Origin of the sequence: Peredibacter sp. HCB2-198, assembly GCF_045999315.1 — a bacterium.
Taxonomy (GTDB): Bacteria; Bdellovibrionota; Bacteriovoracia; order Bacteriovoracales; family Bacteriovoracaceae; genus Peredibacter.
Genome location: NZ_CP174607.1, coordinates 1,914,355 through 1,938,158, shown reverse-complemented (window position 1 = coordinate 1,938,158; position 23,804 = coordinate 1,914,355). Strand labels below are relative to the sequence as shown.

At 43.3% G+C, this 23,804-nt stretch carries 25 protein-coding genes; 6 read left to right on the top strand and 19 right to left on the bottom strand.

Annotation, left to right across the window (positions count from 1 at the left end):
- The first annotated feature begins 3 nt into the window (after nucleotides 1-3).
- The gene (locus ACJVC5_RS09615) at nucleotides 4-519 is read left to right on the top strand and encodes a hypothetical protein (protein WP_408099156.1); all 516 of its coding nucleotides are present in this window, start codon (nucleotides 4-6) and stop codon (nucleotides 517-519) included.
- Here ACJVC5_RS09615 and ACJVC5_RS09610 read toward each other — a convergent pair.
- The 10 genes from ACJVC5_RS09610 to ACJVC5_RS09565 form a co-directional block, all read right to left on the bottom strand.
- Nucleotides 488-1,453: a hypothetical protein gene (locus ACJVC5_RS09610; protein ID WP_408099155.1), complete on the bottom strand. Its 966-nt coding sequence runs from the start codon at nucleotides 1,451-1,453 to the stop codon at nucleotides 488-490. The two genes, ACJVC5_RS09615 and ACJVC5_RS09610, sit on opposite strands and share 32 nt — an antisense overlap.
- 9 nt (nucleotides 1,454-1,462) lie before the next feature.
- Nucleotides 1,463-2,476 carry a hypothetical protein gene (locus ACJVC5_RS09605; protein ID WP_408099154.1) on the bottom strand — a complete coding sequence of 338 codons (1,014 nt, stop codon included), beginning with the start codon at nucleotides 2,474-2,476 and terminating at the stop codon, nucleotides 1,463-1,465.
- Nucleotides 2,463-2,993, bottom strand: a complete 531-nt coding sequence (hpt, locus tag ACJVC5_RS09600) for a hypoxanthine phosphoribosyltransferase (protein ID WP_321398260.1) — start codon at nucleotides 2,991-2,993, stop codon at nucleotides 2,463-2,465. The genes ACJVC5_RS09605 and hpt overlap by 14 nt, the downstream gene beginning before the upstream one ends.
- 14 nt (nucleotides 2,994-3,007) lie before the next feature.
- Nucleotides 3,008-3,811 carry a uracil phosphoribosyltransferase gene (locus tag ACJVC5_RS09595; protein WP_408099153.1) on the bottom strand — a complete coding sequence of 268 codons (804 nt, stop codon included), beginning with the start codon at nucleotides 3,809-3,811 and terminating at the stop codon, nucleotides 3,008-3,010.
- Between the two features lie 50 nt (nucleotides 3,812-3,861).
- Nucleotides 3,862-4,485, bottom strand: coding sequence for a thymidine kinase (locus ACJVC5_RS09590; protein WP_408099152.1), 624 nt, complete (start codon nucleotides 4,483-4,485; stop codon nucleotides 3,862-3,864).
- A 142-nt stretch (nucleotides 4,486-4,627) separates the two neighbouring features.
- Nucleotides 4,628-5,278: a hypothetical protein gene (locus ACJVC5_RS09585; protein WP_408099151.1), complete on the bottom strand. Its 651-nt coding sequence runs from the start codon at nucleotides 5,276-5,278 to the stop codon at nucleotides 4,628-4,630.
- Between the two features lie 5 nt (nucleotides 5,279-5,283).
- Complete coding sequence (locus tag ACJVC5_RS09580) at nucleotides 5,284-6,591, bottom strand: hypothetical protein (protein ID WP_408099150.1); 1,308 nt, start codon at nucleotides 6,589-6,591, stop codon at nucleotides 5,284-5,286.
- A complete protein-coding gene (locus ACJVC5_RS09575; RefSeq protein ID WP_408099149.1) occupies nucleotides 6,588-8,123 on the bottom strand; it encodes a GldG family protein in 1,536 nt (511 codons plus the stop codon). The genes ACJVC5_RS09580 and ACJVC5_RS09575 overlap by 4 nt, the downstream gene beginning before the upstream one ends.
- Complete coding sequence (locus ACJVC5_RS09570) at nucleotides 8,123-8,878, bottom strand: ABC transporter permease (protein ID WP_408099148.1); 756 nt, start codon at nucleotides 8,876-8,878, stop codon at nucleotides 8,123-8,125. Before ACJVC5_RS09570 ends, ACJVC5_RS09575 begins: the two co-directional genes overlap by 1 nt.
- Nucleotides 8,875-9,804, bottom strand: coding sequence for an ABC transporter ATP-binding protein (locus tag ACJVC5_RS09565; protein WP_408099147.1), 930 nt, complete (start codon nucleotides 9,802-9,804; stop codon nucleotides 8,875-8,877). The genes ACJVC5_RS09570 and ACJVC5_RS09565 overlap by 4 nt, the downstream gene beginning before the upstream one ends.
- A gap of 72 nt (nucleotides 9,805-9,876) precedes the next feature.
- Here ACJVC5_RS09565 and ACJVC5_RS09560 point away from each other — a divergent pair, with 72 nt between their 5' ends.
- Nucleotides 9,877-10,881, top strand: a complete 1,005-nt coding sequence (locus tag ACJVC5_RS09560) for a DHH family phosphoesterase (RefSeq protein WP_408099146.1) — start codon at nucleotides 9,877-9,879, stop codon at nucleotides 10,879-10,881.
- Here ACJVC5_RS09560 and ACJVC5_RS09555 read toward each other — a convergent pair.
- Nucleotides 10,874-11,287: a hypothetical protein gene (locus tag ACJVC5_RS09555; RefSeq protein ID WP_408099145.1), complete on the bottom strand. Its 414-nt coding sequence runs from the start codon at nucleotides 11,285-11,287 to the stop codon at nucleotides 10,874-10,876. The genes ACJVC5_RS09560 and ACJVC5_RS09555 overlap by 8 nt on opposite strands.
- Nucleotides 11,288-11,337: 50 nt before the next feature.
- Between ACJVC5_RS09555 and ACJVC5_RS09550 the strand changes: the two genes are divergently transcribed.
- Nucleotides 11,338-11,850 carry a hypothetical protein gene (locus ACJVC5_RS09550; protein WP_408099144.1) on the top strand — a complete coding sequence of 171 codons (513 nt, stop codon included), beginning with the start codon at nucleotides 11,338-11,340 and terminating at the stop codon, nucleotides 11,848-11,850.
- 1 nt (nucleotide 11,851) lies between these two features.
- Here ACJVC5_RS09550 and ACJVC5_RS09545 read toward each other — a convergent pair whose 3' ends face one another.
- Genes ACJVC5_RS09545 through trmFO form a run of 5 tightly spaced genes read right to left on the bottom strand, consistent with a single transcriptional unit; the run spans nucleotide 11,852 to nucleotide 16,761 of the window.
- A complete protein-coding gene (locus ACJVC5_RS09545) occupies nucleotides 11,852-12,961 on the bottom strand; it encodes a hypothetical protein (RefSeq protein WP_408099143.1) in 1,110 nt (369 codons plus the stop codon).
- Entirely contained in the window at nucleotides 12,958-13,410 is a 453-nt protein-coding gene (locus ACJVC5_RS09540; RefSeq protein ID WP_408099142.1) for a hypothetical protein, read from the bottom strand. The genes ACJVC5_RS09545 and ACJVC5_RS09540 overlap by 4 nt, the downstream gene beginning before the upstream one ends.
- Nucleotides 13,411-13,445: 35 nt before the next feature.
- Nucleotides 13,446-14,498: a hypothetical protein gene (locus ACJVC5_RS09535; RefSeq protein ID WP_408099141.1), complete on the bottom strand. Its 1,053-nt coding sequence runs from the start codon at nucleotides 14,496-14,498 to the stop codon at nucleotides 13,446-13,448.
- A gap of 1 nt (nucleotide 14,499) precedes the next feature.
- Nucleotides 14,500-15,402, bottom strand: coding sequence for a DMT family transporter (locus tag ACJVC5_RS09530; protein ID WP_408099140.1), 903 nt, complete (start codon nucleotides 15,400-15,402; stop codon nucleotides 14,500-14,502).
- Between the two features lie 3 nt (nucleotides 15,403-15,405).
- Nucleotides 15,406-16,761 carry a methylenetetrahydrofolate--tRNA-(uracil(54)-C(5))-methyltransferase (FADH(2)-oxidizing) TrmFO gene (gene trmFO, locus ACJVC5_RS09525; protein ID WP_408099139.1) on the bottom strand — a complete coding sequence of 452 codons (1,356 nt, stop codon included), beginning with the start codon at nucleotides 16,759-16,761 and terminating at the stop codon, nucleotides 15,406-15,408.
- Between the two features lie 77 nt (nucleotides 16,762-16,838).
- Here trmFO and nadE point away from each other — a divergent pair, with 77 nt between their 5' ends.
- On the top strand, nucleotides 16,839-18,584 hold the full coding sequence (gene nadE / locus ACJVC5_RS09520) for an NAD(+) synthase (RefSeq protein ID WP_408099138.1): 1,746 nt from the start codon (nucleotides 16,839-16,841) through the stop codon (nucleotides 18,582-18,584).
- A gap of 14 nt (nucleotides 18,585-18,598) precedes the next feature.
- Nucleotides 18,599-19,009, top strand: a complete 411-nt coding sequence (locus ACJVC5_RS09515; protein ID WP_408099137.1) for a hypothetical protein — start codon at nucleotides 18,599-18,601, stop codon at nucleotides 19,007-19,009.
- Here the strand turns inward: ACJVC5_RS09515 and ACJVC5_RS09510 are convergent.
- Nucleotides 18,996-19,820 carry an HNH endonuclease gene (locus ACJVC5_RS09510; protein WP_408099136.1) on the bottom strand — a complete coding sequence of 275 codons (825 nt, stop codon included), beginning with the start codon at nucleotides 19,818-19,820 and terminating at the stop codon, nucleotides 18,996-18,998. The two genes, ACJVC5_RS09515 and ACJVC5_RS09510, sit on opposite strands and share 14 nt — an antisense overlap.
- 29 nt (nucleotides 19,821-19,849) lie before the next feature.
- On the opposite strand from ACJVC5_RS09510, the gene ACJVC5_RS09505 reads away from it, so the two are divergent.
- A complete protein-coding gene (locus ACJVC5_RS09505; RefSeq protein WP_408099135.1) occupies nucleotides 19,850-20,488 on the top strand; it encodes an FMN-binding negative transcriptional regulator in 639 nt (212 codons plus the stop codon).
- On the opposite strand, the gene ACJVC5_RS09500 is transcribed toward ACJVC5_RS09505, so the two are convergent.
- Entirely contained in the window at nucleotides 20,469-21,806 is a 1,338-nt protein-coding gene (locus ACJVC5_RS09500) for a GGDEF domain-containing protein (RefSeq protein ID WP_408099134.1), read from the bottom strand. The two genes, ACJVC5_RS09505 and ACJVC5_RS09500, sit on opposite strands and share 20 nt — an antisense overlap.
- On the bottom strand, nucleotides 21,806-23,794 hold the full coding sequence (locus tag ACJVC5_RS09495; RefSeq protein WP_408099133.1) for a hypothetical protein: 1,989 nt from the start codon (nucleotides 23,792-23,794) through the stop codon (nucleotides 21,806-21,808). Before ACJVC5_RS09495 ends, ACJVC5_RS09500 begins: the two co-directional genes overlap by 1 nt.
- Nucleotides 23,795-23,804: the final 10 nt, after the last annotated feature.

The following is a 23,804-nucleotide window of genomic DNA, read 5'->3' as shown; positions in this document are numbered from 1 at the left end:
GGCATGATGGAGAAAATTAGGGCCCATTTTATGAAGATAGGACCACGTCGATTTGTAATCGGCGCTGTACTCGTCCTGATTATTCTGGACATCATCAATACCATCTACTTAAGGCTCTATTGGTTGAAGAAGGACCTCTCTACCCTTCTCGTTCATCAGTCCATCCGTCAAAGTAACCTTGTCCTGGAAGACTTCTCCCAGGAAACCATTGCAGGGATGGCGGGCTTCATTAACAACACTTTCTATTTCTTCTTGTTTCTTGTCCTGATCAACAACCTGTTTTTCTATTTCTTCTATCTTCGAGCGAAACTGTGGGCGCAAGGTTATGTGCTGTTTTACACCCTGACTGCTGCCATTTTCGGATTGAGTTTTGTGGTTGATCAAGCGGGACTCGGTGCGGGATGGATGTTTTATAACATCGCCACCATCTTCGTTTATATCTATTTGTACTTCGGAGTGAAGGTCCTGAAGTATGAAACGACTGATGCTATCCCTGCAGATGGAACATCGGTACGATAAAATTTCCACCGTCAGTATTTCCCCAATCTGGAATTTCTCTTAGACCATTCATGAGCATTCTCTGTCCTACCACCGAAAGGATGAAGGAATCGAAAGCATTTGAATTCTTGATGATGGTCTCAAGATCATTCTCGTAGATAAAGATCTCCATGTGTTTTTCAATGTTCAAGATGATCTGTTCACGGGCAGAACTCGCCATATCCAAATCGAACAGTTGAAGCAAAAGAGATTTACTCACGATGCGGGCACGATAAAGTTCCAATAAACAAATCTGAATATTGGACTCGTACATGGTGAGGTCTTTCGGAAGATGTCTTAGAAGATAATTTAGTCGCGCGAGCAACATGAATGAGACGTTACCAAACGACTCATAAGAGTTTTTAAAAACTTCCAACAGCTGATCGTAATAATTTTTCCATACCCAAAAATCAATCGGGCGATGCCAGTAAGGCGTGAACCCTTTTCTGAGTTTGCGTTTGAAAGATCGGGAGAGCATGTGCTCATCGGTGTTCTTCTTTAACAGGTTTTTTGAGTAGTCGACTTCAAGTGACGCCACTCGCTCCTGTTCATATTTTTTAGGATTAGTTTTCTGAAAATTGGCGTCTTCATCCAAAAGTTTCTTCATCTCTGAACGAACTTCCTGGACCTGATGACGAGGACAAACATTGGCCCCTTCACAGTTCGAAAGACACGAATCCTCGCAAGGTGGACGGCTTAAAGGAAAGTCCACCACCAGTTGTTTTAAGCAATACGTCTCCACCCATGAGGCGATAATTTCATCACGGTCGCGGATGTCTTCGTCTTTAACTTGATGGAGAGATTTTAAGAACCAGCGTTTTTTCTCAGGGTAATACTCGAGGAGGGAGAAAAAGAAGTTCTCTTTTCTCCCTCCGCCTAAGCTCATACCTGCAACGTTTCTAATGGGATTTCCCAATTGGTTCCTTTAGAGTGGGGCCTCTACTTTGAAAGGAAGAATTTCCATTCCGTGTTCTTTCACGCGAGCTTCAATCACTTGTGGATCAATGCCTTTGTGAACCAGGATGAAACAACCTCCACCACCAGCTCCACACATTTTTAATCCTATCACATTTCCATCTTTTTTAAGCTCAGAAGTAAACTGACGGATTCTCTCAGTCGTAATCCCAGGGAAAAGTTTTTCACGCTGCTCACCCTCTTGAGCAATCAATGACAACATTTTGTCCCACTGCTTAGTTTTAAGAGCTTCATAACAAGCGTGAGAAATTTCAGCGATACGAGTAAGACCTTCAATCACTTCAGGTTTCTTATCGAAGAAGCCCTTATAAACTTCCCAGTTATTGATCCCTGATGCACGAGATTGTTTAGATGAAATAAGCACCAGGTGCTTCTCTAAAATTTCTTTTAACTCGTCAGTGAAAAGCTGCTCAACCTTGATTTCGCCTTCGATGCCTTTCACCGCCAGAACACCACCAGTAAGGGCCGGGAAATAATCCTGGTACCCTGCCATCCCTTGATTCAGGATGCGGCTTTCAACAGCTTTCACGCGAAGAACGGCCGTGTGACGGTCATAGTTGTGGCCCGTGAAGTTACAAAGAGCGCGATACAGAGTCACACCCATGGCCGATGAGCCACCAAGACCAGAACCTGCAGGAGCGCCTGAAGAAAGATCCAGCTTGATGTGTGAATTAATGTTGAACAGGCGAAGAATCTGAAGCACGAAAGTCATCTCAGCGAAGTCGCGAGAATAAACCACACGGTCTTCAGTTAGTTCAGCTGATGTGTATTTATAGGTCTTGTTATAATCGGCCGAGTGAATTTCCACCCCATCAAAAGCGGTCTTAGTGAGACTCACAGACGCTTTAAGACCAGTTGCTACGTTCAACGTCACAACGTTCTTGATGATGAGGTTAATAGGTTCAATGTCGAGAGTTCCGCCTACGAGATCAACTCGTACGCTTCCAGTATTAGTTACCTGCATTCAAAATTCCTATGTATGGTAGTTCACGATAGCGGCCGGCATAATCCAGACCGTATCCAATCACAAATTTATCTTCGATTTCAAAACCAAGGTAATCAATGTTGACCTTGTGCTTAAGCTTCACTGGTTTGAACAGAAGCGAAGCAAGTTTTACTGTCTTAGGGTTACGAACCGAAAGAAGCTCCATCAGCGTTTTAATCGTAAGACCAGTGTCCACGATGTCTTCTACGATGATAACATTCTTCCCTTCGATGTTGGCAGTGATGTCCATTTCAAGTCTCACGTTACCAGAGCTGTTGGTAGAGTCTCCGTAACTAGAAAGAGAAATGAATTCCAGCTTCAACGGACGATTGATTTTCTTAATCAAGTCCGAGCAAAACATGAAAGCACCCTTCAACACACAGATCACAACCAGGTCTTCATTTTCGAAGTCCTGAGTGATGGCCTTACCAAGAGCTTCGATACGAAGAGCAATCTCTTCCTCACCGATCAGAGCTTCAGGCGTATAAAGTTCCATAGATCCTCCGTGTCCTAACAGTATGAGTTGTTCAGGATCTCTCCTAAACCACCAGCACCTGGGACAATGTATTGATGATTATTTAAACCTTTTTCTTCTTTCCAATTTTTTCCAAACTCTGAATTTAGAACAGAGTCAGGTGAAAGACCACGGTCCAGTCTCAGAGCAAAAATCTGTAGATCAGGACAAGCCTTTGTTACTTTTGCCAGATATTCAGGCGTGATAATTAAGTGCAGGGCCACCATCATCAGAGGTGTTCCTCCGACTTTATTTTTATAGTGCTCATAGGCCTCTACAATCGTTCCACCAGTGGCACCCATGGGATCAGGGAAAAGCACAATGGCCTTATCCACTCCTCCACCAATCTTTGAACCAGATACATTGATACCCGTGACCTGGCCATTTTCATCACTCACACGGGCCACATAGAAGTGGTCCTGACGAACACCACAGGGGTCCATGAGATAATTCAATTTGTTATAACAGTAGTGCGACGGGAGCGTTCCCGCACGAGCAAGATCCACACTTACACAAGGAGTTTGAGGATCAACGATCTCACCCTCATAGTGGGCCTGCATGCGAGTTTCAACTTTTGCGAATTTCTTTGGAAAGACCTGATCAATCACGAGATCAATCAAGTGAGAATACATCATTCCAACCAGTTCATTGATTTGGGGTTGATGGGTATCAGGACGACCAAGTTTCGCCAAAAGTGAGAGCATAAGTGGTGAAGAAACCAAATGGACGTTAGGTCCATAGTGGTGCTTAAACTCATTTGGGGTAAAACTCAAATGTTCGAATTGGGAATCTTTCGCCATGCTATCCTCGTGAAGGAAAAAGGATAGCACGGAGAAAAAAGAAATGTCTCTTAATTAGAAAGTTGACCAGCGAGCGGAAGGATTTCTTCCTGAAGCGGAAGAAGAGTTTGCTCTTCTGCCTCGTCATACTGGTAGTGACCACGGCAACGCGCTTCATAAGCGTCAGTTTCGCCCAGAAGAACTTGGGCCTTAGACTTAGAAAGACGCTGAGTACGGCTGGCAGGTGCGCCACAAACAGTACAGATGGCATGAATTTTCATGACTTCATCAGCAACCGCCAGAAGGCTTGGCATCGGACCGAACGGCTGAGCACGGTAATCAAGGTCAAGACCGGCGCAAATCACTCGGTAACCGCGTGCTGCGAGCTTCACAACTACAGTTGTAATGGCCTCATCAAAGAATTGAACTTCATCAATGGCCACAACACGAGTTGAATCTTTAAGACGAATAAGAATATCGACAGCGCTTTCCACTGGCTCAGCTTTGATAGAGCGAGAAGTGTGAGAAACCACACCTTCTGCATCATAACGAGTATCAATGGCAGGCTTAAAAATCTGAACGCGTTGCTTGGCAATCTGTGCGCGCTCTACACGACGAATGAGCTCCGAAGTCTTTCCAGAGAACATTGGCCCACAAACTACCTCAATCGATCCATGAAAATACTGGTGCGTCATCAGCGGAGTCTCCTCGAAAAAAAGCAAAAAACTAAGTGTGTGTGTGATTCGATAATTTCAGAGAATCAAAAGGATGACAATGAAAGGCCGTTTCTTAACGGTTTGATTTCGCATGGCCGTAAGAAAAAATAAGAGAGTCTTTTTAAGCCACTAAATAAAATAATGTGAAAAATAAGAGACTTAGGAGCATTAAACCAAAAATAGTTGGTGTTAAAAGGATCACCCAGGCCAAAGAACGTGATGCGCCAAGGTTTGAACGAAGACCAGCATACAGCAGGAAATAATAAAGCACGGTCTGAACCAGATCACCAATGAATGGAATGATCATAAAGAGGTTCGAGCTTAATGCATGAGTGGTGATTTGATCTGCAATTTCATCGGCCGGAAGTTCTGGATTTAACCAGCCCGCGTATTTTCTAATCACCCAGGCCCATAGTTCAGTCAGAACAATGGTCGCAATCGGAAAGAAGATGATATCGAGAGCGGCCGAGAACAGGAGAAAGTAATAAGTTGAAGTGCCCGAACTCTTCAGCATCTCTTGAAGAAACGGAAACTCCTCACTTTGCATAGTCAGGAATGAATGAAGGAAGAAATTCAGGATCACGATTTTACACAGACCCCGCATGATCGCGAAGATCCATGAAATCCCAAGAGACTCAGCAAGAGTTAGCGGCTCATGAACCACTCCGCCCTGTTCAGGCACTGAAAGCTGATGACGAAACTGTTGGTGAATCCGGAAAGGATGTACCAGTACTGTGAGGTAAGTTTCGAGCAATTGACCCATTGTTTTCATCAATGTCACTTTAACACATCTTCAAAAGTACCGCGAAAATTTTCATCCAGAAGATTAAAATGGGCCTTAAATCCTTGAGTGAGATTGACCACTATAAGCTCTTGGGTTTTGCGCCAGAGAACCAGCTCTTGTCCCATGACTTCAATCCGAAGATTGTTCTCTGATAAAACCTGCTGTCTTTCAGTCTTAGAAAGATTTGAAACACGATCGGCCTGATCTTGAGGTCCCAAATTAAAAATGAAGTGAACCAATTGCTCCATCTTGGTTTGTTCGACCTTAAATCCTTTCACTTCAAAGGCCAGAGGTTCACGATTAACGATGGTAACCGTGGCGCTCTTTTCTCCCTGGATAAACTCGGCATCAGTACGAGTGAAAGACTTAAAATCTTGTGGTGGAATGACTTTCTTGTCCCAATAATCCTGAAGCTGGATAAAGAAAGCACGAAGAGTTCCACCCACCATTAAATAGGCATGCTTGGTGTTTGGATCAATGATATAAGCATCTGCCGATTTATCGTCTTTAAGCCATAACTCCCAAAGCACGGTCTCTTTTGGATTGATAAACTTAATCGCACCCATCTTTTTAAATTTCTTCAGGGTCTTGAAATCCACTTCTTCTTTCATTGTTATCTGAGTCAGAAGAGAAAAGAATTTTCCTTTAAGGTCCTTGTGCACACTAATGCCGGAAATTGGTGATGGGATGGTTTCATTTTTAATAAAGTCCAGCTCAAACGGAAGTGAGCCTTCGGCCTCGACCACGACTTGCCCTAGAGGAAGCGAAGGGTAAAAACGGAAGAGCTGCGTTTCTTTTAGATCTTTAAAGGGTTTCGAAAGAGAGGTCACAAGTTCATTAAGCTTAATGCTCGCGATCTCTGTTTCATCTTGAGTCAGGTGCGTACTCTCCCCTAGGATTTCGGCCAGCATGATCTTTTTACCTTGAGCGATGTAGAAGGCCTGTTTATCTAGAGACAAATCTCCAATGGTCCATTGCTCATGATTCACTTCAAACTGGAAGGGATGAGGGAAATAAGTTTTCCACTCACCTTGAATATCTTTGATCTTACTTACTTCAGAAAGCTTTCTTTCAATTTGCTTAAAAGTATTGTGCGAAAGAAGAACGTCCCCACTCCACCAACTGCCATTTTTTTTCACGGCCTCAACATGAGGAAGTTTTAAATGGGTGATCTCTTGTGTGATGACACGATCACGGGTCTGAGATTCAACGTACTCTTTCTCGGCCCTCTTCTCTTGAAAAAAATAAGTCGCCACTAAAAGAACAAGTAAGATACCAAAGAGAACCAGGTTTTTTTTCATAGTAAGCGCCGTCTACGATACACAAAAATAGCGGTTCCAAAGAAGATAATAGGAACAACCAGAATCGAGATCACAAAGATCATTTGTAAATGTTGAGCTGATAAAATCACAGGTGGTTCTTCAAGGCCCGGACGATTAAAAGAAATAATTCCTTCATCATCCACCATCCATGAAACAGTATTCAAAAACAATGTGGTGTTCCCCGCTTGCGCCTGGTAAGCATTCACCAGGAACGAACTTGAACCAAGAAGAACGACGCGAGAATCGCGAGGAGTATTAGGAATGGTGAGTTCAGAAATTCCCAGAAGTCCTACCGGGCCTTTCAGATCGGCCTTCTCATCATACTGGGCCTTGCCTTCGGTCACACCTTTTAAATTTGTCTCTGCCCAGCTACCAGGGAAGCTTGAAGTGCTGGCAAGAAGCTGAGCATTGTCCATGCCTTTAATGGTTCTAACCGAAGAACTCAGAGGGAAAACGGTACGAAGGTTAAATCCGGCCGTAATAGGATGCTGACTATCATACTGACTAATAATAGGAATGGTGGCCTCGGCACCTTGAACAGTAGACATGCGATCAATCACCACATCTTTTCCTAATTCAAGTCCGTAAGGTTTCATGAGAGTCGTGAGATTGTCGTAAAGCTCAGACTTAAAGGCCGGAGCAAGAGCAAGAAAGAAGCTTCCACCTCTGGCCAAATATTCTTTAATGAGATTGGCCTCTTGAGGTAAAAAACCAGAGATAGGGCCCAATACAAAGACCGCAGTGGCGTCTTTTGGAACATTATCTACTTTAGTAAGTTCCAAAGGTCTCAATTCATAGTTTTGCAGGCGAAGCTTTTCACAAAGGGCCGAAATACCTTCTTGAGAATTATCTTCACAGCTTAGTTCCTGATGTCCTGTCACAAAATACAGAACAATCTTTTCTGTTCGTAATGCTTTTAAAAGAGCATTGGTCACAGATAGCTCATCAATCACCGGGAATGAAGATTCTTTCCCTTGGTATTCAATGATCACTGTTCCGTTCTGGGTGATTTCTTTTGCTTTCACCAGATCAGGGCGAAGATCCGTATCAATCGCTTCAAGCTTAATGTTTGTGTTTTGGGCCACATAAAGCTTTAAGAGATTGAGAATTCCGTTCCACTCTTCGCGACGGGCAAATACCGTCATTTTTAGCGGAGACTTCACCATCTGAAGAACTTTAATGGTTTGATCAGTGAGACTATTTCTTTTCTCTTTCGTGAGATCAAACTCTTTATAGTTTTTGTTACCGAGATAGTTCACAACACCAAGAATAGAAACGACCAGCAGAACATTGGTCCCGTGGAAGAGCACTTTCTCAAAGTATGAACTGCGGACATAGGTCTTAATTTCTTCAAACTTAGCAAACATCAGAAGAAAGCCCAGGGCTGCGGCAAAAACCGTTAGACCTATATTAAGGGTCTTATATTCTGGGGCCGCGATCCATAAGGCAATCGCCGTTAAAAAAACCAATACATCAATAATGACCCATAATGGGAAGAGCCAGTTTTTCATTACCAGTTCCTCCGACCTAAACTCTTCACGGTGAGAAATCCAAACAAGAAGATGAAAGTTAAATAGTAAATAATGTCTTGAGTCCCAATGAGTCCACGAAGGATGCGCTCAAAGTGCGACGTGATTCCAATATAAGTAAAAATTTCGGCCACAAGATAGTTTGAATTTAAATGACCACCCCAAGTGATCATCCATAGGAACATGATGCCTAAAACTGAAAGAAGGGCCGCGATTATCTGGTTACCAGAAAGTGATGAACAAAAAAGCCCAAGAGAGATGTAGCAAAGAGCATTGCAAGCAACACCTAAATAGGCGGTCGTTAAAAGAGAAAAATCACGAATTCCCACGCCCCAGATAATGAGAGGAAAAATTCCCGTCATCACGAGCATGGTAATAATCAGAGTAAAGGCGGCGAGACCTTTTGATAAAACGACCTGCCATTCACGCACTGGGGCCAGCCAGTAGAGATCAATTGTTTCAAGGCGCTTTTCTTCTGAAAAAAGTCTCATGGTGATCAGCGGGATAAACACCAAGAATAAAAAGTTAATGTTCGCAAATAAACGCAACACCACTTCTTCCACAAAGGAAATTTCCTGGGCCATATTCTGAGGAATGGCCTGAATACCGTCTGTATAGGTCGCCAAAAGATTAAAGAAGATAATGCCGCTAATAAGAGAAAACAGTCCCACTAAAACATAGGCCAAGGGAGAGGCAAAATAGGACTCCAGCTCTTTTTTCCACAATGTCCAAATCATTTTTTCAACTCCGTTACATGCAGGAAGATGTCTTCTAATTCTGGAGATTCAACCTGAAGCGTATAAAGGCTGATGCCCTTACTCATGAGATACTTCGAGATTTCAGCACGAGCATCACGATCGTCCTGAAAAGAAAGATGATACTGTCTTTCTTTTCCAATGATGTTCTCGTGAGTGATGTCATATTTTCCGAAGGTGCTTAAATCCGGAAGGGTCTCTTTCTCACCAATACCGATTCTCATCACGAGCCCTTGGCGGAACTTCTGATGAATCTCATGGAGATCCCCGGTCGCTCGGATTTTTCCTTGATGAATGATGGTGATCTGATCACACAATTGCTCCACTTCAGGAAGAACGTGTGAAGAGAATAGAATGGTCTTTTCTTTGGCGAGATTCTTAATGAACTCTCTTAACTCCACGACGGTCTGAGGATCAAGCCCGTTAGTCGGCTCATCTAGAATTAAAAAAGGAGCATCATAGACGATGGCCTGAGCAAGACCCACTCTTTGCTTATAACCTTTTGAGAGGTTTCCAATCAGACGTTTTCTCACATCCAAGAGAGAAAGATCAGTCATGACCTTTTCAACTTGGTCTTTCACATGCTTCACTCCGTGAAGCTTACAGACCAGTTTCAAATATTGATCCACGCTTTGATCCAGATACACAGGAGCGTTCTCAGGTAGAAGACCAATTTTATTTTTTAATGCAAGATTTTCGGGACGGACGGTCTCGCCAAAGAGGTTGATGTTCCCAGAAGTGACAGGCAGAAGGCCCGCGATCATCTTCATCGTAGTCGACTTCCCTGCACCATTAGGGCCTAAAAATCCATGAATGGAACCCTTTTTAACCTCAAAACTAAGCTTTGAGACCGCAACTCGCCCTGGGTATTCTTTAGTAACGCCGTCAACTACTAGTATTTTATCCATAATCACCATACAATCTTTGAGATCGCTCTCTAGTTCGTGGGCCCAAGTGCCGAAAAGATCAGAAACTTTACTATGACCATTTTAGATACTTTTAAGTCAAGAATTCAAGTAGCAGAGCGGATTCTCATTACTACGCATGAGTATCCTGATGCTGACGGCATTGGATCAGAAATTTCACTCTGTCTCGCTCTCCGCGAGTATGGAAAAAAAGTTTACTGTGTCAATGAAGAGCCGCTCTTAGAGCGCTATCGTTATCTCGACCAAGATAAGGTCGTTTACGGTTTCAAAGATTTCTTTAAGAAATACCCCGATTTCAAACCAGATCTCATGATTGTGGTTGATACGAACACCAAGCTTCGTGCTGGCCAGCAAATTTGTAACTACATTGGTGATACACTTCCCGTACTTTATATTGATCACCATCCATGTCGTGGTCGTGATTTATCTGATCACTGCATTGACGTGACCGCCGCGGCCACAGGTCAAATGATTGGAGAGATGATTGAATCTCTTGGTGTGAAATTCACTAAGAAGATTGCTCTTCCGATTTATACTTCGATCATTATTGATACCAGTTCTTTCCGCTATCCGACAGTTTCGGCCTCAACTCACAAGCTGGTGGCAAAACTAATGGATACTGGCATTAATCCACCAGAGGCCTACAACGGCATCTATGGTACGAAACGCGTTCATCATATGCATTTACTGGCGAGTATCTTAAATACCGCCTCTACTAACAAAGATGAAACCATCGCCTGGATGCTGCTTAAGAAAGAAGACATTGATAAGTACGCCGGTGACGTAGAAGATACTCACGCCTTCATCAACAACTTACTTGTTCTGAATAACATCAAAGTTGCTTGTATGTTCCGTGATGACGGTGATCATATCAAAATGAGTCTTCGTTCTTCCGGTGAATATGATGTGGGAACGATTGCACTCGCCCTTGGCGGTGGTGGTCACTCTCATTCGGCAGCGACGATCTTAACTCGGGAACCTAATGAGAGCACGGAACATGTGATCGACCGGGCGATTAAGAAAGTTGAAGAAGTTTTAAAGAAGATGTCTGCTACTTAAATATTCCTGTTCTAAGAAGAGCATAAATCGCCACACCAACAATCGTCAAAAGTGCCGCCCATTTATTCATGGCCGTTTGTTCTTTCGTAGGCTTGCTTGGCGAAATGTGATCTGTTTCTGTCCCGGCATTTGCCAGTTCTTCTTCAGTAAAAGGTGATTCCTCTTCGCGATAAATACGAAGATCGAGTAATTTTTGAATGTCTTGAGGTGAAACTTTATCAAACTCAGAGCCTTCAATTTCAAACTGCATGATGCTGTCCATAAACTTATGGTTCACGCGCTTGGTCTTATCATTGATATGATCCATGGCTTCACTAGGAACACCCACCGTGAACTGAACATTGTTTCGTTCCAGAATTTCCGTGATCTTAGTCACTTCTCTATCGTTAAAGCCTCTATAAATCATGCATTCCCTCACATTCGCCAAATTATCAATTTTTTTGTACCATGGTGTATATGAAAAAATATCTGTTGCTTTCACTTTTAGTTTCTACCCTACAAACCAATGCCTGGGCCCAGATGCTCTCCAACACTAAGGTCATCCTAAGTGGAAATTTCTCGGTACCCATCGGCCATCTCCTGACAGGAGATGAGATCCTGGCCTCTGATCAGACTTATCGCAGAATCACTGGCGTCTATCATGAGTTTAATGAGCAAGCGATGATCTATATCAGAACAACAGAAGATCAGACTTTGGTTTGTGATAAGAACCAGGTGATTCAACTTGCAAATCAAAAGCTCATTCAGGCCAAGAAAGTAAAGGCGGGCCAAGTGCTTCAAGGACAAAACGGTCCGTTAACTGTTGAATCCACGACCTTCGTTTTCGTCAGTACAGATGTATCTCTTCTCTCTTTAGGCCCAAAGGTCGAAAACGTGAAAGATCACTTGTATTTTGCTAATGGCATTTCAGTCGGCGCTTATTCCTTGGTTCGCGAGTGGCAATATCTTCCCGCTGAAGTTAAAGAATAATTTAAAAACCAAAACCTAATCTCACAACTGCGTTCAAACGATTACCACTGAGGTCCTGACCATTAACTTCTGGAGTCGGGGCCCAATGGTGAACAATACCAATCCCTGTAAAGAAATCCATCATCTCGTAGTTGGCCGCTTGAAACTGATAGAAACGCCAGTTCAGCATGAGCTTTTCAGAGAAGGCAAAATCCGTAGATGATTCACGGTTATTACGATCATTTTCCTTTGAGTCCTCAATGAACTGCACCCCGAGACTCGGAGCATAGGTCAGATAGACGTTCTGAGTGAAAAAGTGACGATAAATATACTGAATACCAAAGAAGCTAATGGCGGCACTATAGTTTCTTCTTTCATCGAACTCATTAATGATCTTTTGGTTATTGCTTCCATCAAAATCATTTTCATTCGAAAAGACGAAACCTAGACCGTGATTAGGTCGCAGATAAAAGTTAAATTCGAAGGCCACAATACCATGGGGCTTACCTAGTTCTTCAATATCTCCGTATTGTCCAATAGGTGCTCCCCCATCAATCAAGAATTCCACCGCTGAATAAGAATGGTCTTCGATCTCAATATGATTTGTTCTTTCAAACGACGTTTTAATCAGACAAGTTTCTTTCGTGGCCTCGTCCCAAATAGGAACTTCGACGTTAATCTGGTCCACCTTCTTAAATTCGTCTTTCGAAGGAAAAGGAATCCACGTCACCTGCCACCATCCGGCCGCAATCTTACTGTCCGACATCTCACTCTTAAATCCAGGGAAACGGTCCCGCTTATTATCATAGATAAACTTAATCTCGCGGGTCTTAATCCCAATTGCATTCGGTGTTCTGTTGGCAATTCCTAAAAGAAGGTAATTGTCGCGATTATTTCCCGCCAGGTGAAACTCGGCCTCTACTCCACACTGATTCTCAAGTCGTACCGTCGTGCCGGTTTCGGGACGGGACCAGTTCTTTAATTCGTTCTGAACCAGAGCTCGATAAACCGCCGTCTGAGTTCCCACCACGGCCGTAGCCGCGGCACCTCCAATGACAAAGGGAGCGAAGTAATTTGAATTAGCAAAAGCATTTGCGCTCAAGAGGAGCCATAAGAGGAAAAAGAATCTCATTGGAAGTCCTCCGCTCTCAAAAGATAAGTAAAGCGGGCCTTGGTATTATCCAAAGGAATTTCAATTAAAGACTTATAGTCACTGATTTGGAAAACCCCCTCTTGTTTATTGAGAAGGATCTTGCAATCAATGGCCACAGTCTGCCCAGGTGTCATGGTAAATTGCTCTTGCTTCTTTTCATGAGAAGCACAGCCAATGGGAACCGTTCGAAGGCCAATCATAATGAAGGCGCCATTAAGGTTTATAAGCCGAGATTTATCGGTTTGGTTTTTCACCACGATCTTGTAGTCGATGAGAATACGTTCGTCTTCACTCTCAAGCTCAACGGGATTCACATAGATGTTTGAAATAAGAAATCCATCCTGATTAATCAGACGGAAGTCACTTCGATTCGTGGGGACTTTATGGGTACAGGCCGCAAGCAATAAAATTAGAGATAGAATTTTCATGGGAAAATTCTAACACCAGACTCATTTATTGAATCTTAAGATTCAGATCGGCGATCCAGAAATTTAACCATACGCGATTTGAAGAGACGCTCGTTCCACTTAAGTCCTAGACGGCGTAATACCTTACGGTCCTGACTCATGTAGCTACCTTCTACTTCTTCACGAATGGCCGCAATTGAGCCCTCGGAGAAATCTTTAAGGAAGTGAGCACCTTGTGTTAGGTACTCGCGCTGAAGTTTTAAATCACGCACAACTGCCGGTCTTCCGGTAGCAAGAGCACCAAAGGCCTTAGATGGGAAAAAGTTTTTCGAGAAGTCCCAAACCGCTTTCGCTTGATGGGAATAAAGAGCGCTGGTTGCTTCACAATGGTCACCTGCAAACTCTAGCGCAGGAAACTCTTTTTTAACTGATTCAAGATGAGCATCAGGGCCCATAATTCGAACCGTCTCGCCTTTAGAAAGAAGGACTTTCGCAATCGTTCTAAACTCCTCCACTGTCAGATCGTGAGTGTAAACCAAGTGATGGGTGAACATAAAGTTATGGTCCTCATCACGAACAAATGGATACTCTTCGGTTCGATAAGTGGGAGCAATCACTTCCGCATTTGGAAGCTCCAGAGCTGTTTTTAATGTCTCTGAGCTCACTGCAATTTTGGGATAGTTTCGGAGGGCCTTCTCACGCCAATCGTTTACATAAGGAGCGAACAGCTTCTGAAACCCAAGATTGGATTGATCCACCAGACCCCAGTCCATGATGTAGAGAAATCTCTCCACATTGGCCGGAAGATTAAGTCCGTGAATATAGCCACGAGAGAGAACAATTACTTTCTCAATAGAAGGATGAAGGGGAATCGCTTTCACTGCTGAAGGCATGATCCAGAAGTTCTTTTTAAAAACTGAAACATCTTTCGCTTTATGAGTCAGGAAAGAAGAAACAATGGGACGAGTTTCAATCGGTCCCAGAATTCCACCCTGCTTATGAGCAATGGTATAGATCTCAGAGTTTGGATAAATATTTAAGACCATCTCTAACAAGAAAATAGAATCATCACGGGATAAAAGGGAATCAATTGCAATGGCCGTTTTCATATTAGTACTTCTTTAATTGGATAACGAGTGAGCCGAAAATCAGGATTCCACCACCCACGAGTTGAAGTTCCGAGAGTTGTTTCCCCAGGAAGATCCAATTCACCACGATGGCAAAAAATGGAAAGAACATTTCTGCGATGGCAGTTGTTTTAGCAGATAGACGTTTGAGTCCCTGATAATAAAACCACATGGCAAGAGCACCAGAGATGATCACCATGATAAGAATACGAAGATAGTCTTCCCCGTTCGGAAGAATCATACTGCGGTCCCACTGAACGAAAGGAATGAGAATCAATAGACCAGAAAGGAATCGACCGGCCATAATGGATTTTGGTTCAAAGCCCACCATGGAAAGGCGTTTTCCGAAAACAGTAGTTGCTCCCCAACCGACGATTGAGATCGCCACCAGACCATAACCTTTAAGGGCCACGTCTGAAGTGACAGCTCCAAAGTTATTCACCATCAAATGATAAAAGCGTTCGATATCGGGAGAACTTACGAGAAGTCCACCAACGAGACAAACTCCTGCCCAGATCACAAATTGTTTTTGGATTTCTTCTTTAAGCACCAGTGCCGCCAGAATAATCGCCACAATCGGCTGAAGCTTTTGAAGCAGGATCACGAGAGAGGGATTTAAATATTGAAACGATTCAGTGAAAGCAACGGTCGCAATCGCGGAACCAATACCACCGATAATGAAGAAACTAAAAATGTCCGCGAGTTTAAGTTCGCCGATTCTTCTAATGGAAGGAATAAGTCCCAATGAGAAAATTGTTACCAGAACCACGTGTTCGTAGAAAACGATGGTGACGGGATGAATCCCACGCTCCACTAAAGGGTAACGAATCAGGGTATCCATACCCCAAAAGAGACAAGCGACAATTACAAGGAAAGTTCCGGCCATGGGCTATCTTAACGTGGAAAAAAAGCTTTGGAAAACTTCTTGTGCACGCTTGGCCACTAGTTCTTTCTTAAGTTTCTTACCCCCGGCCTTTTTCTGCTCACGGGTAAACTCAATCGAAGGAAGAAGACCAAAATTGATGTTCGAAGGACATGGCTTCTCGATGGTCATGATGTAGTTCACCAGTGCCCCCATAGCGGTTTCCACTGGGAAGTGAATCGCCTCTTCACCTTTAATTCGACGAAGCAATTGGAAAGCAACGTAAAGACCCATTGATGCAGATTCGGTGTAGCCTTCTACGCCGGTAATCTGGCCGGCAAAATAGACCTCTGGGAATTTTTTTGACTTAAGATCAAAATCCAGAAGTTTTCTGGCATTAAGAAACGAGTTACGGTGACAAGAGCCCAGGTGAATGAAGCTTGCTTCTTCTAAACCCGGAATCATACGGAAAACACGTACTTGTTCTTTATAAGTCAGACGGGTTTGGAACCCCACCAAGTTGTAGGCCGACCCAAGAAGGTTTTCTTTACGAAGCTGAACCACCGCAAATGGCCACTTACCGTTAATGTCCGGCTCAAGCCCCACTGGCTTCATACATGAGAAGCGGGCGGTATCGGGGCCACGTTCGGCCATAAGATCAATCGGAAGACATGACTCGAAGAATTTCCAGTCTTCAAAATCTTTCGGCTGAACTTTTTCGGCCTTCACAAGTTCTTCGATGAAAGCGTAGTACTGCTCTTTGGTCATGGCAGAGTTAAGATAATCTCCACCCTCTTCCATTTCCTTATGACGATCTTTGAAATACATCTTTGAAAGATCAAGCGTATCAGCGTCTACCACCGGAGCGATGGCATCGTAGAAATAAAAATCATCTCCAGAAACTTCTTTTAAAATCCATTCTTCCAGAGCTTTCGTTGTAAGCGGACCAGTCGCCACGATGGCATACTGACACTCGAATTTTTCTTTGAGTTCGATTGGGTTGGCCGCTTCAAGATCCACCACTTGAATCATCGGATGGGCCTTTAATTTTTCGGTAATTTCCGCCGAGAATTTTTCACGATCAACCGCCAAAGCATCTCCGGCCGGAACCGCGTGCTTTTCAGCAGACTCGATGATGAACGATCCCATGGCCTTCATCTCAGATTTTAAGAGGCCGTGAGCAGAATTCGGATCGAGAGACTTGAGTGAATTAGTACAAACGAGTTCACCGAAGGTCGGAATTTTCTGGGCCGGATTTAATTTGAGAGTTTTGGCCTCAATGAGCACCACATGCACGCCATTTCGGGCAAGAAACATGGCCGCCTCAGAACCAGCAAGGCCGGCACCAATAACAAGAACACGAGTTGGGGCGGATTTCTGCATGAATACTCTCTTTTTGTGATCTTTTTTTGTATAATCTGAAGGTCCTCAAATACCTTCTTTTTAGGCAATGTGTCAATATGAAAACGAATCTGATTCTTCATCAAACTCACCATACTCTGGCGGACTTCGACGCGATTTTCCAGTCGACAGTTGAGCTCTTAAAAGGCGAAGGCCTCCACGTTTTTCCAGAGCTTTACCTCACAGGTTACCCTCTTCAAGATCTCGTGCTTCAGCGACCGTTCATTGAAAGCTATTTGGAATATTTAAACGATCTCGATCAGTGGTCGAAAAAAGCTTCGGGTTCTTGGCGTGCTTTGATTGGCGGCCTTCACTACGAAATGGAGACCACGGGCCTTCCGAAGAAGATCACCAATGTGATTTATGAAGTTGTTCCAGGTGTGGGACTTAAGAATTTATATTCAAAACGTCTTCTTCCTAACTACGACATCTTTGATGAACAAAAATATTTCTCACCTGGACAAGAGACAGCTTTTTACGAATTTAACGGACAAACTTTTGGTCTACAAATTTGTGAAGACATGTGGGCCTCAAGCGTTCATGAATTAGATCCATGTAAACTCATGCATGAAGAAGTTCAGAAAAAAGGTCTAAAACTTGCGGCCGTGATTAATCTTTCTGCCTCACCTTTTGAAGCGGCCAAGAAGAAAAAACGTTTTGATCGCGCTCGCAATATTTCCTTATTGTTTGGTTGTCCTTTCATCTATGTAAATCGCGTGGGCGGAGAAGATGAAATTCTTTTTGATGGTGGAAGTTTCATTATGGCCGGTTCAAAGCTTCAGCTTGAAATGAAGTCTTTTGAGGCCGAAACAAAAATCATCGCCCTGGAAGACATTTCTGGAAGTTATTCTGAGAAACCAGAAATAAAAACTGAGAACACTTGGGAAGGGCTCTTCTCTCCAAGGCTCAATATGGATGCACATCCACCGACTCTAAAAGTTTGGACCGACGAAGAATGTGAAGAAGTGATGAGGGCCCTTATTTTTGGTCTTCAGGAATATGCCTCTAAAAGTGGTTTCAAAAAGTTTCTGGTCGCTCTTTCTGGAGGGATGGATTCGGCCCTGGTACTGGCCTTAGTTAAAATTGGGTTAAGACCTGGTCAGAGCTTTGAAGCTATTTACATGCCAAGTGTTTTCTCATCTTCAGTCAGTACTGAATTTTCCGAAGATATGTGCCGCCGCTTGGGAATTAAGCTTTCTTATTTTCCAATTAAGTTTCTTCATTCAGCAGTAAAAAATGCTTTCACCCAGACTTTCCAGGATCCCTTTCATGGGCTAACGGATGAGAACGTGCAGAGCCGTCTACGTGGAACTCTGCTCTACACCCGCTCAAATCAAACTGGGGCCATGGTGATCAATACCTCAAATAAGTCTGAATTAGCAGTAGGTTACTCGACTCAATACGGGGACTCAGTGGGTGCGATCTCGGTTTTAGGCGATCTTTATAAGAGTGAAGTTTACCGCCTCGCTGAATATGTGAATAAGCACCATGGGAACTACATCCCCGAGGGCATTATCAAACGTGGACCTTCAGCAGAATTAAGAGAAAATCAACTGGATCAGGACTCACTTCCGCCTTATGATCGTCTGGATCCAATGCTCGAGGGTATTTTGAGCTATCGTCTGGGTAAAAAACAGCTTCTGGAAGCGGGCTTTACTGAGACAGAAATTACAAGGGTGCTTAATCTTTACCTGAAATCAGAGTATAAAAGAGCTCAGTTCTGCCCGATCTTAAAAGTGAAGGCAAAAAGCTTTGGTTTTGGTTACCGTGTTCCGATGAGTAAGAATCTGAGTTATCAATTTTGAATCTGGGAGGAAATATGAACGAAGAAGCAAAAAACAAAGTTATTGGTAAGATCAACGAGATCAAGTCCAACATCGAAACATTTATTGCAGACGTGAATGTGAACGACCTTAAAGCAAGCTTTAATCTAATGGTTAAAGATGCTCAGACTGATCTTAGTAAACGCGTAAACAAAGACCTTCAGGACGTTAAAAAGAAACTTCAAAAAGAAAGAAGTGATATCGAGAAGAAAGCGAAAAAGTTCCTTGATGGTCACAAAAAAGAACTAGATGCTCTTCAAGTAAAACTTGAGAAGCTTATCAAGTCTGCTCGTAAGACCAAGGCACCTGCTAAGAAAGCAACTGTTCCTGCGACGAAAAAAGCCGTACGTAAGAAAGTGGCCAAGGCCTCTAAAAAAACCACAAAGAAAGTTTCTAAAAAAGCTTAATTCTTTCCGGCGGGGCCCTGAGCCCCGCTTTTATTCTTCCTCGCTGATTACACTGAAAACATCCTCCCAGGGAATATGGAATAATGTGATCATAATTTAGATTATGAGTCGTTCCACAATTGGTGCATTTCTTATCTCGTGCAAATACTTCTCGTTTTACAGATGCCGGGATTACACGTCCCACTTTCGCTGGAGAAAGTGAAGTTCGGGATTTTGTTTGTTTGAACTTGGTTTTCTCTACTGATTTGATCGCTTCTTTCGCCATGAACTGAACCAGCTGATCCATCTCCATATCTTTACCCAGAAGATTTTTAAGTTCTTCCACTACACTCATGGTTTCGTCTGATAAAACAAAGGCGACTTGAATTTTATCTTTTGAAATGCGTTTGGTTCTATCTTTCGATTTCTCTTCTTTACCGGTGATTTCGAATAATTTTTGTTCGCATTCTTTCTTAGTAAGATTTTCAACTTCTTTAAAGACTTCACGCTTTTGGAGAGGGTCATCAATGAATTGATTCACTAATGAAATATTCGTGAGACTCAATCTTCCATCTTCAATTTTTTGCTCAATTTCTGGCATCTCCGCTAATGCACGGGCGGCGACAATTCGTCTTTGTGCGGAAGCCCCATCATAACCCAATTCATGAACACAATAAGCAAGCAACGACGAATACTTTAAGTCGCAATAAAGCTTTCTCTTATCTATTTCTTTTAAATGATGAAGAAGTTTGGTGAGGGCTGATCTTTCATTCGACACCAACTTTTTTGTATCAATCAGTAAAATTTTATTTGCAACGTGGTTCAGTTTCATGTAAAACAAAATACGGAAAATATACGGACATGTCAACTGTTAAAAAAGTTACTTCCGCTGGAGAAAGTGATAAGAGTTTAAATATGTATAATCCAAAGCATTTTATAAATGATAATGAAGATGAACTTCATGACCTAATAGATGAATTTCCATTCGCGACACTCATTGCCGGAGATGAAGTTAATCACCTACCGCTTTATCGAGATGGAAACAAACTTGTGGGTCATATGAGCAGGAAAAATCCACTCTCTTTGAGTGAAAAAGTTAAAGTTATCTTTCATGGCCCGCACACCTATATCAACTCCAGCTGGTACGCCAAGAATGATGTCCCCACCTGGAACTATGCCGTAGTTCACGTGGATGGGACTTTAAAACTTGTTGAAGATGCCAAAGGCGTTTTGAAGATTCTTAACTTCTCAAATGATCATATGAACAAGATGTATGAAGAGAAATGGGACATGTATGTTCCTGAGGATTTACGTGGGAGTGATCTTACGAACGCCATTGTTGGTTTTGAAATCTCTATGGATAAAATCGAAGGTAAATTCAAATTAAGCCAAAACCGAAAGGACGACGACTACACTGGCGTGCTTGAAGGACTTAAAAGACGCAAAGATGAAATGAGTCAGAAAATTCGGCAGATGATGCTTAGGCCACGACCTCGGTAACGTGGAAGACCTTCCCACGACCTGATTTTTTAGACATGTACATCATCTTATCCGCGAAATCGATGATGGATTTAGCACTAGTGGCGTCAGTTGGAAACTCGGCCACTCCAATTGAAAGAGACAGCCGATATTTTTTATCGTTGTCGACGGTGAATTCGGCGTTTTTTACAGCCTCAGAAACACGTAAGGCGATTTTCTTAGTTTCTTCTACGCTTGTACGTGGAAGAAGGACAATGAACTCATCTCCCCCATAGCGATAAACCAGATCAGATGAACGCAGCTGACCTCTTAGGATTCCCGCCATATCAATGAGGAGCTGGCTTCCCACGACGTGTCCGAATTGATCATTCACGTTCTTGAAGTAGTCGATGTCTACAAACAATAAGCTGAATCCCAATTTGTCGTGCTGATAACGAGCAATATAAAGCTCCAGATCTTCAATCAGTTTACGCTGATTAAAGAGACCAGTGACTTCATCGGTAAGTGAAAGCATGCGCATGGCCTCGCGTTTACGAGACTCGGCAAGAATCGAAAGAGAGGTTTTGAGAACGTTGGATAAATAGTCACTCAAAATGTCTTTGATGTCGTACTCAGAAGTATTACGGGCCACGAGGTAAGACAACTGTCCGTTACCTCTTTTCACCAGGAAGTAAAATCGGTCCTGAACAAAACGAAGACCGAAGATAAGACCGGTGTCATCAGAAAGGAAGCGTTTGATGCGCTTCAATTGATGTTCAGTAAGTTTAAGTTTCTGCTGAAGCGAAGTCAGAATTTTTAGATTCGAAGAGAACTGAATCTCCTTCTCTACTTCAAAGAAAAGCCCCATATACTGATCAAGGCCCGCTGCCACATCACGAATCGCCGTAAAGCTCTCCGGACGGGAAAATAAATGCAGCACCGCACGTTCAGGGTTCCACTGTCCACTCTGAATGGCCCCGTGAAGCTTCAGGCGATAAATCACCGTCCGCATTTCATGCTGATCAATCGGAAGAGTGAGAAAGTCAAAAAGACCCGCGCGGAAAGCACCAATAATGCCCGTTTGTTCAGCACGTGGTGAAAGAAGTGTGATGGCCGCACGAGGAATCAACTGGTGAATCCTGCGGATGTCATCCACGGTCTTTTGGCTTTGGCGGTTAGAATAGAAGAACACTGCCTGAGCAGCGTTTCTCTTACTGAAGCCAGTCAGGTCGGCGACGTCCTGAAGAAAGCTGATGTGATACTTCAGCTTGTTCTCTTTCAGAGACTTCTTGATCGCCTCGATGGAAAACGAGTCTAAACCAATGGCCAGAATTTCTAACTGATCTTCTTTATTCTTCATTACATATCTATGTTTTTCTTCAATGCATCTAATGCATTGGTGCGATCAGTTTCATCTTCGAGTACAGTGATAGCATTTCGAAGCGTCTTGATGGCCTTCTCTAATTTATCTTCTAATTCAAAACGGCTTTCCACTGAACGCTTCTCCTGCATTGAAATCGACTCCATATCAAATTCCATGGCGTCAATCTTACGCTTGAGTTCCAAGATTTTTAGGTCTCGGTTTCTAATTTGTGTTTCAGCATCGGCCTTTAAAAGTTCCAGTCTCTGCTCCAGTTCTCTTTCACGGAGCTGAACTTTTTTCACATCAATTTTATTCTTTTGTGCGGCTTTATCAAGCTCTTGCGCTAGAATTCTATTCTTCTCTTCCATAATCAGTCTCTTCTCATCGAAGAGCTTCAGTCTGTCTTTGAGCTCCGTGATTTCTTCGTTTAACTTCTTACGGATGATGGTCAGCTCGATTTTCTTCTCATCTAGCTCGGCCCTAAGTGAAAGAGTCTGTCGATTTTGAAGAACTTTATCTTCCTCAAGCTTCTGAATTTTTGCTAACAACTCCTCCCGATCAGAACGAAGGTTCGAAATCGTCGCTTGCATGCGCTCCATTTCACCCGAGTAGGCCCCGGAAATTTCCTTTAGGTCCTGACCAAAATCCCGGGCCTCTCTAGGGGCCGCTTCTTTCTTCTTTTTCTTGGGTTTTTCTTCGGCCTCTTCTTCTGATAGGGACACGCCTTCGTCCGAAGAAAAATTGATACTATCAAGATTTAAATCATCTGAAACGAGGGGTTCATCCAATGAAGATTCTTCAGGCCCTTGTAGAGGATTCGAGCGAATCGCCACTTGTGAGGCATCGAAATCCATAATCTCGTCGATCTCTTTAAGCTTTGCCATAGCGTCGTCTGACATCTCTCCATCATCCAGAGAGAGAGACGCTTCTAGATCATCCCCACCCAAATCCAGGGACACATCATCACCTAAATCTAGAGCGGCCTCACCAATGTCATCCGATAAATTCAATTCGTCTCCGGGCCCTTCCTCAGAAAGACTTAGCTCTCCTAAAGCAGGAACTTCTTCATCAAAAGAAAGTTCACCGATATTTTCCATCGGCTCTTCTTCACTCAACGAGAGTGCTTCCCCATCATCTTCCCCTAACGAAAGCTCTTCACCTTCTTCTTCCCCTAGAGAAAGCTCTTCGCCTTCTTCGGCGTCCAAAGAAAGGTCCCCGTACTGTTCCTGCTCAGAAGATTCAGAAAGATTTAGGTCATCTGACCCATCACTTAAAGAGAGTCCGTCCTCTTCTTCTAGGCTCAATTCAAGACCATCATCAGCAGCTGGGGCCGAAGAAACTTCTTCCTCACCAATGCTGATTTCAAGCTCACCGTCATCAAATGACAGTTCTTGGTCTTTCGTACTCATGGGTTCTCCCGTATCAAGATTTTCTAATTGTGGTTTAACTAAAGCTTCCGCACTCTGCCAAAGGGGCCTCTTTGCACCGGTCTTAATGATGGTTTTAAAAACACCATCTATTTCCGCACTGACAGGGTGATTCTTCATGGCCTCTAATTTTTCAAAATCATCAAACTGGTTCTTCACATCCAGTCGACTCAATTTCTCAGCAACCGGTGGCGGCGTCGGAAATCTTGAGGCCAGGGATTCGACTATTCCGTTCAACTCCGAGGCATTGATATCAAAAGGCACATAGGCATCTCCACCTATCGGAGATTTTTGATGGAGTTTTAACTCGTGAGCGGACTCATCCCGGGTCACATAAATCAGCTTTGCATCAGGAATTTTCTCTCGGATATAGAACACGAGGGACTGCTTCCCTACAGGTAGGGACTGCAAATCAACGAAATAAAAAATATCATCGCCTCCCTTGTCTCGGAGGATCTGATCATTGGTCTTGATTTCAACGGCATCAGAGAGCATAGGGAAGCGATTCAGAAATTCTCTGAGCTTCTCAGGGGCCCCGCTGATAAAATAGTAGGTCATTCTGCTTTAC